Here is a 13,091-nt window from a genome sequence, read left to right as displayed (position 1 = left end):
GGCGCGGTGCGTTCGCACCGAGCCCGGGCCCGGAACTCAGTCGTCCGACGCGGTCCCCTCAGGAGTCTGGTCGCCCCGAGTCTGGTCGCCCTGCGTCTGGGCAGTCCCCGCCGAGTCCGCTTCCGCAGAATCCGCTTCGTCGGCTCTCGCGGCCTTCGCGCTGGGCGCCACCGGTCGCTGGAGCGACAGTCCGAAGGCTTCGCGGTTGGCGGCCTCGGCGCGACGTTCCTGCTCCAGCGCGAGGTGGTAGGAGTTGCGATTCCACACCACTCGGGCCCAGTGGAACACCAGAACGATCGCGACGGCCCAACCCAGCAGCAGACCCGCGCCGGCACCCGACGGCGACGCCGTCTCGTCGACTCCGACGGTGTTCCGGGTCCAGATCGCGAGCATGCCCGCCACCGCGTCGACCGCGGTTCCGGCCAGCGCGATCCAGGCGAGCACCCAGCGACGGGTGATCAACGCCAGCGTCGAGAAGCCGATGCCGAAGATCGTCAGCATGTAGACGAAGATCTCCGACGGCAGCTTGATGTGCTCGGCGGTGGCCTTGTCGGTCATCATCAGCACGTCGAGACCCGTGGCGTCGCCGGCATGCGGCAACACCAGCGAGACCATCGCGAGCAGCACGCATACGGCGACCACCACGGCCCGGGCACCGGGGTCGATCTCTCCCGCGACCTTCTTCTCGGTCTTTCGGAGCTCGCGCTCGTATCGAGTGAAAGTATCCAGATCGTTCTTACTCATGAACAGCCTCCAGTTCCGCATGCGCTCGTCGGCTCAGGAACGGACTGCACTCCGATCGACGGCATCCCGAGCCCGACGCCGACGGGTGGTGTGGTGGGCAGGGTGCCCGCCTCGTGCGCATCGCCGGCGCGGGTACGACGGTGCGAGAGCACCCCGGCGTCGGCGATCAGATGATGGGGGGCGGCGTCGGTGATCACGGTGGTCACGACATCGCCCGGACGGATGCCGCCGGTCCGACCGTCCGCATCGCCGGTCGATAGGAAGTGCACCAGACGTCCGTCGCGGGCGCGTCCGGTCATCCGCCCGGTCGAGGAGCTCTTGCGTCCCTCGTCGGCGACGACGAGCAGTTCCGCCTCGGTCCCGACCAGCGCCGTGTTGCCCTCCAGACAGATCCGCTCCTGGAGCGCGATCAGCCGCTGGTACCGCTCGGTCACCACCTCCGGCGGAACCTGATCGGGCATGGTGGCGGCCGGGGTGCCCGGTCGCGGCGAGTACTGGAAGGTGAACGCGCTCGAGAAGCGCGCCCGCTCCACCACGTCGAGCGTCTCCGCGAAGTCCTCTTCGGTCTCGCCGGGGAAACCGACGATGATGTCGGTGGTGATGGCGGCGTGCGGCATCGCGTCGCGGACGCGGTCCAGGATGCCGAGGAACTTGGTTCTGCGGTAGCTGCGTCGCATGGCCTTGAGGACTCGGTCCGAGCCGGACTGCAGCGGCATGTGCAGCTGCGGGCAGATGTTGGGGGTCTCGGCCATCGCCGCGATGACGTCGTCGGTGAACTCCGCCGGATGCGGCGAGGTGAAGCGCACCCGCTCCAGTCCCTCGATGCCGCCGCACGCGCGCAACAGATCGGCGAACGCCCCGCGGTTGCGCGGGATGTCCGGATCCGCGAACGACATCCCGTAGGCGTTGACGTTCTGGCCCAGCAGGGTCACTTCGAGCACGCCCTGGTCCACCAGTGCCTGCACCTCGGCGAGAACGTCGCCCGGACGCCGGTCCACCTCCTTGCCGCGCAGCGACGGCACGATGCAGAAGGTGCACGTGTTGTTGCAGCCGACCGAGACCGACACCCATCCCGAATACGCCGAATCACGGCGCGCGGGCAGGGTGGACGGGAATCGTTCGAGCGAATCCAGGATCTCGACCTGCGCCTCGTCGTTGTGGCGGGCCCGTTCGAGCAGCACCGGCAGCGAGCCGATGTTGTGGGTTCCGAAAACGACGTCCACCCAGGGTGCGCGGCTGCGGACGGTGTCCTTGTCCTTCTGCGCCAGACACCCGCCGACGGCGATCTGCATCCCGGGTCGCCGCGCCTTCACCGGCGCCAGATGCGACAGATTGCCGTAGAGCTTGTTGTCGGCGTTCTCACGCACCGCACAGGTGTTGAAGACCACCAGATCGGCGTCGTCGCCGTCGTCGGCGGCCACATAGCCCGCGTCTTCGAGGAGGCCCGCGATCCGTTCGGAGTCGTGCACGTTCATCTGACATCCGTAGGTACGGACCGAATAGGAGCGCGGCGCCGTCGCCGCATCCTCGGTCGTCGTCTCTCCCAGGGCCTCAACACTCACATCTCAAGGTTACGTGGCGGGGCAAATCCGCCCGCGTCACACGTACCGCATCGCCGGCATGTCCGGTTCCGCGCGGCGACACGCGGGAACATGCGAAAGAAGCCTTGCGGCGACGCGCGTCACAACTAGTTTGTTAGTCATGCCCGACACGAACGTCACACCGATGATCTCGATGAAGAACGTGCAGAAGCACTTCGGCGACCTCCATGTGCTCCGCGACATCGACCTGGAAGTGCCCCGCGGTCAGGTGGTGGTCGTCCTCGGCCCCTCCGGCTCGGGCAAGTCCACCCTCTGCCGGACCATCAATCGACTCGAGCCGATCGACAGCGGCGAGATCCGGGTGGAGGGCGAACTGCTGCCCGCGGAAGGCCGCGACCTGGCCCGGCTCCGCGCCGACGTGGGCATGGTCTTCCAGTCGTTCAACCTCTTCTCGCACAAGACGATCCTCGACAACGTGACGCTCGGACCGATCAAGGTGCGCAAGGCCTCGAAGGCGGATGCCCGCAAACGTGCGGAGGAACTGCTCGACCGCGTCGGCATCGCCGCTCAGAAGGACAAGTACCCGGCTCAGCTCTCGGGCGGTCAACAGCAGCGCGTCGCCATCGCCCGCTCGTTGGCGATGGATCCGAAGGTGATCCTGTTCGACGAGCCGACCTCGGCCCTGGACCCGGAGATGGTCAGCGAGGTCCTCGACGTGATGGTCGCCCTCGCCAAGGAGGGCATGACGATGGTGGTCGTGACGCACGAGATGGGCTTCGCCCGCAAGGCCGCCGACCGCGTGATCTTCATGGCCGACGGTCAGATCGTCGAGGACACCGATCCCGAGACGTTCTTCACCGCGCCGAAGTCCGACCGTGCGAAGGACTTCCTGTCGAAGATCCTGGGAGGCTGACATGGCGACCACTTCCCGCAGACGCCCGTCACGCCGACGCCGCGCACTGCCGGCGCTGATCCTCGCGATCGCCCTGGCACTGCCGGCCGTGGCCGCGTGCGGCAGCACCGAACCGCGCGACCTCGTCGAGTCGATCAAGTCCGGCAAGGTCGTCCTGGGCACCAAGTACGACCAGCCCGGGCTCGGTGTGCAACAGCCGGACGGTTCGGTGGTCGGTTTCGATCCGTCGGTCTCCGAGTACGTCGTCGACCACATCGCCGACCGGCTCGGCGTACCGCATCCGGAGATCACCTGGCGCGAGACACCCTCCGCTCAGCGCGAGACCCTCATCGGCAACGGTGAGGTCGACATGATCGCCGCGACGTACTCGATCAACGAGGCGCGCGCGAAGAAGGTGGCCTTCGCGGGCCCCTACCTCGTGACCTACCAGGGGCTCCTGGTCCGCAAGAATGACTCGTCCCTGAACTCGCTGATGGACCTCAACAACGGCAAGAAACTGTGCTCGGTGAGCGGTTCGACACCGGCGCAGAACGTGAAGGCTCAGCTGCCGGGCGTCCAGCTCCAGGAGTACGACTCCTACTCCTCGTGCGTGGAGGCGCTGCGCCGTGACAAGGTCGACGCGCTCACCACCGACGAGACGATTCTGGCCGGGTACGCCAACCGTTACCCCGGCGAGTTCAAGCTCGTGTCGATGACCTATCCCAAGGACGCCTGCGTCGGCGGAAAGCTGAAGAAGAAGGGCCAGCCGTTCTCGACCGAGCGCTACGGCATCGGCATGGCGAAGAACTATCCCGACTCGGTCGCGAAGGTCAACGAGGCGCTCGAAGCGATGCTCGCCCCGCTGCCCGGCTCCGACCAGTCCGTCTGGAGCCGGGATCTCCGCGACGCGCTCGGCAACGAGACGATCGATTCGTGGATCGCCCGCGCCGACGCGCCGGGATCGCAGTACAAGCTCTTCCCGGACGTCGGGAATCTCGACTTCCTCACCTCCCCGTCGACGCCCTGCGAAGGAGATGCGTAGATGTCCGACCTATGGCAGAGCATGGGTCCGCAGATCTGGCCCGCGTTCTGGATCACCATCAAACTCACTGTCTATTCGGCGATCGGCGCACTGATCTGGGGTGTCCTGCTGGCCGCCATGAAGGTCTCGCCGGTTCCGGTGATGCGCGGCTTCGCGACCGTGTACGTGAACGTCGTGCGCAACACCCCGCTCACCCTGATCGTGCTCTTCTGCTCCATCGGCCTGTACCAGAACCTCGGTCTCACGCTGGCGACGGAGAGCTCGAACTTCATCGCCACCAACAACTTCCGGCTCGCGGTGCTCGCGTTCGTCCTGTACACGGCGACGTTCGTCTGTGAGACCCTCCGCGCCGGGTTCAACACCATTCCGCTCGGACAGGCCGAAGCCGCTCGATCGCTCGGGCTCACCTTCACCCAGGTTTTCGGACTGATCATCCTGCCGCAGGCGCTGCGCACCGTCATCGCGCCGCTCGGATCGGTGCTGATCGCGCTCACCAAGAACACCACGATCGCCTCGGTGATCGGCGTCGCGGAGGCCTCACTGCTCATGAAGTCCGAACTCGAGACCCACGGCGACCAGATCCTGCTGATCTTCGCCATCATCGCCATCGGATTCATGATCATCACCCTCGCGGAGGGTGCGGTCTTCGGATGGGCCGCCAAGCGATGGGCGGTCAAGCGATGAGCGATCAGTCGACCGTCCTCTACGACGCGCCCGGGCCGCACGCCCGGCGCCGCAACCTGATCACCGCGGTCGTCTTCGTCGTGATCCTGATCGCGATCGCCGCGTACATCATCAAAGTGCTGGCCGACAATGGCCAATTCGAATCGGACATGTGGCGACCGTTCACCGTCGCCGGGACCTGGACCACCTGGCTGCTGCCGGGTCTGTGGGGAACGATCAAGGCGGCGTTCGCCTCGATCATCCTGGCGCTGGTGGTCGGTACGCTGCTCGGCATCGGACGATTGTCGGACCACCGGGCGGTGCGTGCCGTCTGCGGTCTGATCGTCGAGGTCTTCCGTGCGATCCCGGTCCTGATCCTGATGTTCTTCGCGTACTACCTGTTCGCCAAGTACGCGGTCGTGCCGTCGTCACAGCTCTCGTTCGCCGCCGTGGTCTTCGGTCTCACCCTGTACAACGGCTCGGTGATCGCGGAGATCCTGCGGGCGGGAATCCAGTCGGTTCCCAAAGGCCAGTCCGAAGCCGCCCTGTCGATCGGCATGCGCAAGTCGCAGATGATGCGGATGATCCTGCTGCCGCAGGCGGTGACCGCGATGCTGCCCGCGTTGATCTCGCAGATGGTGATCGCGCTGAAGGACAGCGCTCTGGGCTACGCCTTCGGATACATCGAGGTGGTGCGGTCGGGCATCGTCTCGGCGTCGTACTGGGGCAACTACCTGCCGTCACTGCTCGTGGTGGCGGTGATCATGATCGCGATCAACTTCTGTCTGACGGGCCTGGCGAACTACCTCGAACGCCGTCTGCGCAGCGGCCGGCGCCGGACCGCGGCTCCCGATCCGGACGTCGCCGATCTGGAAGCGATGGAGAACATCCCCGGCTTCACCGGTATCGGCCGGTGAAGCCGGGAGTCAGGCGGAGTGTCGAGCGCGGTCGAGGACTTCCTTGACCACCGATCCGACCATCTCCGGCGGATAGCCGCGGCGACCCAGGGCCCCTGCGAGCCGCCGATACGCCTTGGCCCGGATCTCGCGGTCACCGAGTTGTTCGCCGGAGACGTTCAGCTTCTTCTCCGCGAGCCGGACGGCGATCTCCCGCTCGTCCTCGGGATCGATCTGGTCCAGGGCCTGCGCCGCGGTCTCATCGTCGATCCCCTTGGTCCGCAGTTCGCGTTTGAGAGCCAGCCGCCCGCGACCGGAGTGCGCGTGCCGCGATCGAACCCATTCGGCGGCGAAGTCGGCGTCGTCGAGCAGCTTCCACTCGTCGAGCCGGCGCAAAGTCTGCTCCACCTCGTCCGGGGTGAAGCCGCGTGCGTTCAGACGGTCACGCATCTCCGCCCGGCTCCGGGCCCGGGTCCCCAGGAGCCGCAGCGCAGCATCCCAGGGCGACGGGCCGGACCGGGCCGCCGTATCGTCGGACATAGGTGGATCAGAAGTCGACGGGCTCGGGGGCGATCTCGTCGGCGTCCGCGGCGGGACGACCGATGCCGAGCTTGTCCTTGATCTTGCTCTCGATCTCGTTCGCGACATCGGGATTGGCGATGAGGAACTTACGGGCGTTCTCCTTGCCCTGCCCCAGCTGATCGCCCTCGTAGGTGAACCACGAACCCGACTTGCGGATGAAGCCCTCGGCCACGCCGAGATCGATCAGCGAACCCTCGCGGCTGATGCCGTGCCCGTACAGGATGTCGAACTCCGCCTGCTTGAACGGCGGCGCCACCTTGTTCTTGACGACCTTGACGCGCGTCCGGTTGCCGACCGCGTCCGTGCCGTCCTTGAGCGTCTCGATCCGCCGGACGTCCAGTCGCACAGACGAGTAGAACTTGAGGGCCTTGCCGCCGGTCGTGGTCTCCGGCGAACCGAACATCACACCGATCTTCTCGCGCAACTGGTTGATGAAGATCGCGGTGGTGTTGGAGTTGTTGAGACCGGAGGTCATCTTGCGCAGGGCCTGGCTCATGAGCCGTGCCTGCAGTCCGACGTGGCTGTCGCCCATCTCGCCCTCGATCTCCGCCTTGGGCACGAGCGCCGCCACCGAGTCGATCACCAGGATGTCGAGCGCACCCGAGCGGATGAGCATATCCGCGATCTCCAGTGCCTGTTCTCCGGTGTCCGGCTGCGAGACCAGCAGCGCGTCGATGTCGACACCCAGCTTCGCCGCATACTCGGGATCGAGTGCATGTTCGGCGTCGATGAACGCGGCGATGCCGCCTGCGGCCTGAGCGTTCGCGACGGCGTGCAGGGCGACGGTGGTCTTACCCGAGGACTCCGGGCCGTAGACCTCCACGATCCGGCCGCGCGGGAGGCCGCCGATGCCGAGTGCGATGTCGAGGGCCACCGAGCCGGTCGGGATGACCTCCATCGGCGGGCGGGCGTCCTCACCCAGACGCATCACCGAGCCCTTGCCGAAATTCTTGTCGATCTGAGCCAGCGCCAGATCCAGTGCCTTCTGCCGATCAGTCACGGGTGCCATCGGTCTCTCCTCCGGGTGCTCTGCTGTATTGGAACGTTGCTGTGGATACGAACGTCTTCCGCTTTCGTGACCACACGGTAGGAGACGGGTGTGACATTTCCGCCCGGGCCCGTTCGTACGGTCATTAAATTGGACGCACCAGAGCGCGCTCCGGTTCCATTACAGGATAGCGAACAGATGTTCGACGGCAATCCGACACGCCGGATCCGGCGATCACCAGCGTTCCGGCGGTACGTCGAATTCGCGGCAGAGTGCCCGCCACACCAGCTTCGGATCCACTCCCTGCTCGATGGCCTCCCGGCCCGTGCGGCCGCCCAGTTCCATCAGCACCAGATCGGTCAGCAGACCGTCGGCCCGCTTTCTGCCGAACTCTGCCTCGGTGAGTTCGGCGAACTCCGTCAGACGCATGGTTCCATTCTCCACGATCGCCCGACCGCCGCCACCGACGGTCCGGACGTGCAGGTGTTCACCTCGGCCCGGTCCATCGCCGATACGCGGCGTGCGCGACCCGCACCGGATCGACGACGCCCGAGACGGTGGCGGCGACGCGCCGGGCGGCGTCGGCGTGACGCCGATCGTCCAGCACTCCGGCGATCGCCTCCGCCAGTGCGGCGGTGGTGGCCGGGCGCACCAGCCGTCCGCAGCCGATCCGCGCGACCCGGTTGGCGAGCTCCCACTGATCACCGCCGCCGGGCACGGTCACCACGGGCACTCCCGCGAGCAGCGACTTCGCGAGCATGCCGTGACCGCCTCCACAGATCACCAGGTCGGCGTCCGGGAGGAGTTCGTCCTGACGGCCCGTCGCCGCGACCAGCCGGTCGGGCAGCACCTCGGCATGCGGTGGCTGCAGGGCGGAGTACACCACCCGCAGCGGTCGCGTGGACTGCAGGTCGGCGAGCGCAGCCAGTGCCGCGGCGCCGAGATCGCCCGCCCCCGTGGCCGCTGTGGACGGCGCGACCACCACGAGCGGGCCGTCGCCCTCGGGCCGAACGAAACAGTCGTCGGTCGGTTCGAACAGCAACGGTCCGATCAGGTGGGTGCGCTCAGGCCAGTCCGGGCGCGGAACCTCCAGTCCCGGCAGGGTCGCGACGAATCGTGCGAGGGGCGTCGACTCATCCGGGAGGCCGATGCTCCGTCGGGCGCCGCGGCGCTGCCGACGGCCCTTGGCCACAGCGGGTGCGGCGCTCGCACGCAGGAGCGCGTCGCGCAGCCGCCCGCCGATTCCCTCGCCGGCGGCCAGTCCCGCGCCGATCGGCGGCAGGCCGGCCGACTGCTCGTAGAGCGGATGCGGCGAGAGCTCGATCCAGGGCAGACCGACCAGCTCGGCCGCCCAGGCCCCGGCCACCGTGATGACGTCGCTGACGACGAGGTCGAATCCGCCGGTCGCCAGTTCCGGAGCGAGGGCCGTCGCCATCCGCGCGGCCCGTACGCTCAGTTTGGCTCCGGCATCGTCATCGTCCTCATCGGGCAGAGCCGCCAGTCCCGGCAGCGGACGCACCTCGAGGCCCCGGCGCGCTGCCGCCGCGGTCCACCGCTCACCCGTGTAGACGACCACGCGGTCGCCTGCCGTACGCAGCGATGTGGCCAGGCTCAGCGCCGGAAATGCGTGTCCGGCGTCGGACCCGGCCACGATCGCGATGCGCAACGGGCCCGTCTCGGACCCGTCGTCACGGCTGCCGGAACTGTCGAGGGTGCTCAGTTCTGTTCCGGGGTCTGCGGGGCGGGCGCAGCGCCGCCCTGCTCCACCTGGCCCGCCGGGGCGCCCTGTGCGCCGGCGGTCTGCCCCGGCGCGAGCGATCCACCGTTCATGCTGGCCCGGATCTGCTCGAGCCGGGCGTGGCCGGCGAGCTGGACGCCCGCGGCCTCCACCTCCTGCATGCGTCCGGCGACGGTGCCCTTGGCGAGCTCGGCCGACCCCAGGGCATTGGCGTAGCGACGCTCGATCTTGTCGCGCACCTGCTCGAGGTTCGGCGTGTTGCCGGGAGCCGAGAGCTCGCTCATCTGGTTCAGCGAAGCACTGACCTGCTCCTGCATCTTCGCCTGTTCGAGCTGGCTCAGGAGCTTGGAGCGTTCGGCGAGCTTCTGCTGCAGAGCCATGGCGTTGCGCTCGACGGCCTGCTTGGCCTGCGCTGCGGCCTGCAGAGACTGATCGTGCAGCACCTTGAGGTCTTCGACGTTCTGCTCGGCCGTCACCAGCTGCGCCGCGAAGGCCTCGGCGGCGTTGGTGTACTCGCCCGCCTTCGCACTGTCACCGGCGGCCGCGGCCTGGTCGGCGAGCGTGAGCGCCTGGCGCGCATTGCCCTGCAGCTTCTCGATCTCCTCGAGCTGGCGGTTGAGCCGCATCTCGAGCTGCCGCTGGTTGCCGATGACCGCCGCCGCCTGCTGGGAGAGCGCCTGGTGCTGCCGCTGCGCGTCCTCGATCGCCTGCTGGATCTGCACCTTCGGATCGGCGTGCTCGTCGATCTTCGAATTGCCCAGCGCCATCATGTAGTTCCAGAACTTCACAAACGGATTGGCCATCGGTCTTCCAAACTCCTCGTTGCGCGGGTCGCGTCGTCGTTCGATCGATCACGCGGCGGCAAGTGCCGCGGGCACACCCGCGTCGTCCACCGAATCTTCCTGGGGGGCAATGACTTCGACAAGGCTATCGGACGCTCCGACGGGCCGGCCCGCCGGCTGCATCAGGCCCGCGACCTGGAAGAGCACCTCGCCGATCGGCACGTCGAGCGCCTCGCAGATCGACGCCAGCAGCTCGCTGGAGGCCTCCTTCTGCCCGCGTTCGACCTCGGAGAGGTAACCGAGCGACACCCTCGCGTCGGTCGAGACTTCACGCAATGTGCGTCCCTGACCGTTCCGAACACGGCGCAGCTCATCGCCGATCGCCTCACGCAAGAGCAGAGTCACGCGCGGACCTCCTCACGATTCTCCAGGAGCCCGGGGGTCGGGCCGTCGATTCCATCAATAGCCTGTGCCGTCGACCCTAGCCGAATTCCCGACCGACCGCCGCCGACATACCGCACGCCGCGGCGCTCCCGCGCACGCCCGGCACACTCGGATCTCAACGCCGTGGGCCCCTGGTCTATTCCGCGCCGCGGCGCAGCACGACGGCCCGCCAGACGTAGTCGAGTCCGGTGACCACCGTCGCGACCAGCGCGGCTGCCATGATCGCCCACGCGGCGGTGTGCCACGCTCCCGAGAGCGGCAGCACGAACAGTCCGATCGCCACCGACTGAAGCAGGGTCTTGAGCTTGCCGCCCCGGCTGGCCGGGATCACTCCGTGGCGCAGCACCCAGAAGCGCAGCAGCGTCACTCCGATCTCCCGCGCCAGAATCACCCCGGTGACCCACCAGGGCAGCTCCGCCAGGATCGACAGGCCGATCAGTGCCGCGCCGATGAGCGCCTTGTCCGCGATCGGATCGGCCATCTTCCCGAAGTCGGTGACCAGGTTCATGCCGCGCGCCAGGCGGCCGTCGAGCTGGTCGGTGAACGCGGCGACCGCGAAGACCACGAAGGCCGCGATCCGCCAGCTCACCGATTCCCCGTCGTCGACGAAGAGCAGGACCACGAACACCGGGACCAGGACGATGCGGAACACCGTCAGTGCGTTGGCGATGTTCACCACGGGCACCGGGGCCGCATCCTCGCCGAACACACGGCGCACAGGCTCAGTCACGTGATCAAGCCTAACGTCACGCTTTTCTCAGACTCCCGAAGGGCGCGCTCGGACCTGCGGCTACTCTCGATGGCATGCTGAGCGAACAACCCGATTCCCGCACCGGCGAGCCCTCATCGGTCCTCGTCCGCCGTGCCCGGACATCGGATGTTCCCCGCATCAAGGAACTGATCGACATCTACGCCGGCAAGATCCTGCTCGACAAGAACCTGGTCACCCTCTACGAGTCGGTCCAGGAGTTCTGGGTCGCCGAAAACGGCGGAGAGGTGGTCGGTTGCGGCGCCCTGCACGTGATGTGGTCGGACCTCGGCGAGGTCCGCACGGTCGCCGTCGACACCGCGCACGCCGGTCGCGGCATCGGGCACAAGATCGTCGACCGGTTGATGGATGTGGCCCGCGAACTCGAATTGGAGCGGGTCTTCGTCCTCACCTTCGAGACGCAGTTCTTCTCCCGGCACGGCTTCGTGGAGATCGACGGCACCCCGGTCTCCCGCGAGGTCTTCGAGGAGATGTGCCGGTCGTACGACACAGGTGTCGCCGAGTTCCTCGATCTCAGCTTCGTCAAACCCAACACCCTCGGAAACACCCGGATGCTCGCGCATCTGTGACCGCCACGGAAGGACATCGGACATGGCCGGCTTCTTCGCCGTCGAATACACCTACGCCCCGGAGGCCGCGGCGGTGCGGGACCGGTTCCGGCCCGAGCACCGGACCTGGCTGAGTGCACAGCACGAGGCCGGCCGTCTCCAGTTCGTGGGTCCGTACTCCGACGGCAGCGGCGCGCTCCTGATGATCACGGCCGACGACGCCGACGCCGCTCGCGACCTGCTTGCGCAGGACCCGTTCGCGCGCGAGTCGGCCGTCGCCGCCGTCTCCGTCAAAGAGCTGACGCAGGTCTTCGGCCCCTACTGACGCGAGGGTCCGACGTCGGCCGCGTCGCGACTGCGCTTGCGGCTGACCACCAGGCTGGCCACCGTGGTCGCCAGCAGGGTGCCGCCGATGATGCCCAGCGACAGAGGAGTGCCGATCTCCGGCACCGGAACGGACTCGCCGCCGTTGATGAACGGCAGCGTGTTCTCGTGGAGCGCGTGCAGGACCAGCTTCACGCCGATGAAGGCCAGGATCAGCGACAGACCGTACGAGAGGTAGATCAGCCTGTCGAGCATGCCCCCGAGCAGGAAGTAGAGCTGCCGCAGACCCATCAGCGCGAAGGCGTTGGCGGTGAACACCAGGTACGGCTCCTGGGTGAGTCCGTAGATCGCCGGAATGGAGTCGAGGGCGAACAGCACGTCGGTGAAACCGATGATGATCAGCACCACCAGCAGCGGTGTGATGTAGCGCTTGCCGTCGATCTTGGTGGTGAGACGGTCACCGTCGTAGACGTCGGTGGCGCGGAACCACTTCTTGACGAACCGTTCGAGCCGGCTCTCGCGCTCGCGTTCGTGCACGGCGGGCTCGTCGCTCTCCTTGAGCAGCTTCACCGCAGTCACGAGCAGGATGAGCCCGAACAGATAGAACACCCAGCTGTAGGCGTTGATGGCGGCGGCGCCGACCGCGATGAAAGCGCCGCGCATGACGAGCGCCATCACGATGCCGAGGAGCAGCACCTTCTGCTGGTAGACGCGCGGTACGGCGAACGACGTCATGATGACCACGAACACGAACAGGTTGTCGACCGAGAGCGCCTTCTCGGTGACGTAACCGGCGAAGTACTCGCCGCCGTAGGTTCCGCCCCATTTCCACCAGACGAATCCGCCGAACAGGACGGCGATGCCGATGTAGACCGCCGACCAGAATCCGGACTCGCGGAGCGTGGGCTCATGCGGGGTACGGACGTGGGCGAAGAAGTCGAAGACGAACAGGCCCAGGATCACCGCCCCGGTGACCAACCAGGTCACGACAGTGACATTCATGTATTCCTCCAACACGTAGCACGAAGCGACGATGCTGGAGGTCTCTCCCACCGGCGGCGCCGGCGGCGGCCCCGGGAGCGGTGCACGGCATCCGATCCGCGGATGCCGCACCACCGTTCCGTACTGACGGGAACGC

The 13,091-nt window shown here is 67.3% G+C and carries 16 protein-coding genes; 6 read left to right on the top strand and 10 right to left on the bottom strand.

Translation table 11 applies throughout. From position 1 onward, the window contains the following. Positions 1 to 36: 36 nt before the first annotated feature. Entirely contained in the window at positions 37 to 744 is a 708-nt protein-coding gene (locus ABFX36_RS05760) for an Rv2732c family membrane protein (protein WP_346075348.1), read from the bottom strand. After that, a complete protein-coding gene (gene miaB / locus ABFX36_RS05755; protein WP_006896267.1) occupies positions 741 to 2,306 on the bottom strand; it encodes a tRNA (N6-isopentenyl adenosine(37)-C2)-methylthiotransferase MiaB in 1,566 nt (521 codons plus the stop codon). Before miaB ends, ABFX36_RS05760 begins: the two co-directional genes overlap by 4 nt. A gap of 163 nt (positions 2,307 to 2,469) precedes the next feature. Here miaB and ABFX36_RS05750 point away from each other — a divergent pair, with 163 nt between their 5' ends. From ABFX36_RS05750 to ABFX36_RS05735, 4 genes are read left to right on the top strand one after another with little or no spacing between them, the layout of a single operon-like run. Next, entirely contained in the window at positions 2,470 to 3,198 is a 729-nt protein-coding gene (locus tag ABFX36_RS05750; RefSeq protein ID WP_045540090.1) for an amino acid ABC transporter ATP-binding protein, read from the top strand. A gap of 1 nt (position 3,199) precedes the next feature. Continuing rightward, positions 3,200 to 4,219 (top strand): glutamate ABC transporter substrate-binding protein, encoded by a 1,020-nt coding sequence (locus tag ABFX36_RS05745; protein WP_278127193.1) that lies wholly within the window; start codon positions 3,200 to 3,202, stop codon positions 4,217 to 4,219. Beyond that, positions 4,220 to 4,903, top strand: a complete 684-nt coding sequence (locus tag ABFX36_RS05740) for an amino acid ABC transporter permease (protein WP_346075345.1) — start codon at positions 4,220 to 4,222, stop codon at positions 4,901 to 4,903. Beyond that, a complete protein-coding gene (locus ABFX36_RS05735) occupies positions 4,900 to 5,799 on the top strand; it encodes an amino acid ABC transporter permease (RefSeq protein ID WP_006896263.1) in 900 nt (299 codons plus the stop codon). The genes ABFX36_RS05740 and ABFX36_RS05735 overlap by 4 nt, the downstream gene beginning before the upstream one ends. 9 nt (positions 5,800 to 5,808) lie before the next feature. On the opposite strand, the gene ABFX36_RS05730 is transcribed toward ABFX36_RS05735, so the two are convergent. The 7 genes from ABFX36_RS05730 to pgsA form a co-directional block, all read right to left on the bottom strand. Then, positions 5,809 to 6,318: a regulatory protein RecX gene (locus ABFX36_RS05730; protein ID WP_006896262.1), complete on the bottom strand. Its 510-nt coding sequence runs from the start codon at positions 6,316 to 6,318 to the stop codon at positions 5,809 to 5,811. 7 nt (positions 6,319 to 6,325) lie between these two features. Next, complete coding sequence (recA, locus tag ABFX36_RS05725) at positions 6,326 to 7,369, bottom strand: recombinase RecA (RefSeq protein WP_006896261.1); 1,044 nt, start codon at positions 7,367 to 7,369, stop codon at positions 6,326 to 6,328. A 213-nt stretch (positions 7,370 to 7,582) separates the two neighbouring features. Further along, positions 7,583 to 7,777 (bottom strand): DUF3046 domain-containing protein, encoded by a 195-nt coding sequence (locus tag ABFX36_RS05720; RefSeq protein WP_006896260.1) that lies wholly within the window; start codon positions 7,775 to 7,777, stop codon positions 7,583 to 7,585. A 58-nt stretch (positions 7,778 to 7,835) separates the two neighbouring features. Then, the gene (locus ABFX36_RS05715) at positions 7,836 to 9,014 is read right to left on the bottom strand and encodes a glycosyltransferase (protein WP_346075341.1); all 1,179 of its coding nucleotides are present in this window, start codon (positions 9,012 to 9,014) and stop codon (positions 7,836 to 7,838) included. Between the two features lie 50 nt (positions 9,015 to 9,064). After that, complete coding sequence (locus tag ABFX36_RS05710; RefSeq protein ID WP_346075339.1) at positions 9,065 to 9,889, bottom strand: PspA/IM30 family protein; 825 nt, start codon at positions 9,887 to 9,889, stop codon at positions 9,065 to 9,067. A 48-nt stretch (positions 9,890 to 9,937) separates the two neighbouring features. After that, a complete protein-coding gene (locus ABFX36_RS05705) occupies positions 9,938 to 10,273 on the bottom strand; it encodes a helix-turn-helix domain-containing protein (protein ID WP_006896257.1) in 336 nt (111 codons plus the stop codon). Between the two features lie 175 nt (positions 10,274 to 10,448). Then, positions 10,449 to 11,042, bottom strand: coding sequence for a CDP-diacylglycerol--glycerol-3-phosphate 3-phosphatidyltransferase (pgsA, locus tag ABFX36_RS05700; protein ID WP_006896256.1), 594 nt, complete (start codon positions 11,040 to 11,042; stop codon positions 10,449 to 10,451). A gap of 74 nt (positions 11,043 to 11,116) precedes the next feature. On the opposite strand from pgsA, the gene ABFX36_RS05695 reads away from it, so the two are divergent. Then, a complete protein-coding gene (locus ABFX36_RS05695) occupies positions 11,117 to 11,650 on the top strand; it encodes an amino-acid N-acetyltransferase (RefSeq protein WP_006896255.1) in 534 nt (177 codons plus the stop codon). A 22-nt stretch (positions 11,651 to 11,672) separates the two neighbouring features. Next, a complete protein-coding gene (locus tag ABFX36_RS05690) occupies positions 11,673 to 11,954 on the top strand; it encodes a YciI family protein (protein WP_006896254.1) in 282 nt (93 codons plus the stop codon). On the opposite strand, the gene ABFX36_RS05685 is transcribed toward ABFX36_RS05690, so the two are convergent. Beyond that, positions 11,948 to 12,955 (bottom strand): TerC family protein, encoded by a 1,008-nt coding sequence (locus ABFX36_RS05685; protein ID WP_346075335.1) that lies wholly within the window; start codon positions 12,953 to 12,955, stop codon positions 11,948 to 11,950. The genes ABFX36_RS05690 and ABFX36_RS05685 overlap by 7 nt on opposite strands. Positions 12,956 to 13,091 lie beyond the last annotated feature (136 nt).

It is taken from the genome of Gordonia cholesterolivorans, assembly GCF_039531975.1.
GTDB classification, from domain to species: Bacteria; Actinomycetota; Actinomycetes; order Mycobacteriales; family Mycobacteriaceae; genus Gordonia; species Gordonia sihwensis.
The sequence above is the reverse complement of the archived record's forward strand: the minus strand, read 5'-3'. Positions and strand labels throughout refer to the sequence as shown.

Excerpts from the sequence above, each read along its gene's own strand:
- ABFX36_RS05760 (WP_346075348.1), bottom strand. The coding sequence starts at position 744 with ATGAGTAAGAACGATCTGGATACTTTCACTCGATACGAGCGCGAGCTC.
- ABFX36_RS05750 (WP_045540090.1), top strand. The coding sequence starts at position 2,470 with ATGATCTCGATGAAGAACGTGCAGAAGCACTTCGGCGACCTCCATGTG.
- ABFX36_RS05745 (WP_278127193.1), top strand. The coding sequence starts at position 3,200 with ATGGCGACCACTTCCCGCAGACGCCCGTCACGCCGACGCCGCGCACTG.
- ABFX36_RS05740 (WP_346075345.1), top strand. The coding sequence starts at position 4,220 with ATGTCCGACCTATGGCAGAGCATGGGTCCGCAGATCTGGCCCGCGTTC.
- ABFX36_RS05735 (WP_006896263.1), top strand. The coding sequence starts at position 4,900 with ATGAGCGATCAGTCGACCGTCCTCTACGACGCGCCCGGGCCGCACGCC.
- ABFX36_RS05730 (WP_006896262.1), bottom strand. The coding sequence starts at position 6,318 with ATGTCCGACGATACGGCGGCCCGGTCCGGCCCGTCGCCCTGGGATGCT.
- recA (WP_006896261.1), bottom strand. The coding sequence starts at position 7,369 with ATGGCACCCGTGACTGATCGGCAGAAGGCACTGGATCTGGCGCTGGCT.
- ABFX36_RS05720 (WP_006896260.1), bottom strand. The coding sequence starts at position 7,777 with ATGCGTCTGACGGAGTTCGCCGAACTCACCGAGGCAGAGTTCGGCAGA.
- ABFX36_RS05710 (WP_346075339.1), bottom strand. The coding sequence starts at position 9,889 with ATGGCCAATCCGTTTGTGAAGTTCTGGAACTACATGATGGCGCTGGGC.
- ABFX36_RS05695 (WP_006896255.1), top strand. The coding sequence starts at position 11,117 with ATGCTGAGCGAACAACCCGATTCCCGCACCGGCGAGCCCTCATCGGTC.
- ABFX36_RS05690 (WP_006896254.1), top strand. The coding sequence starts at position 11,673 with ATGGCCGGCTTCTTCGCCGTCGAATACACCTACGCCCCGGAGGCCGCG.
- ABFX36_RS05685 (WP_346075335.1), bottom strand. The coding sequence starts at position 12,955 with ATGAATGTCACTGTCGTGACCTGGTTGGTCACCGGGGCGGTGATCCTG.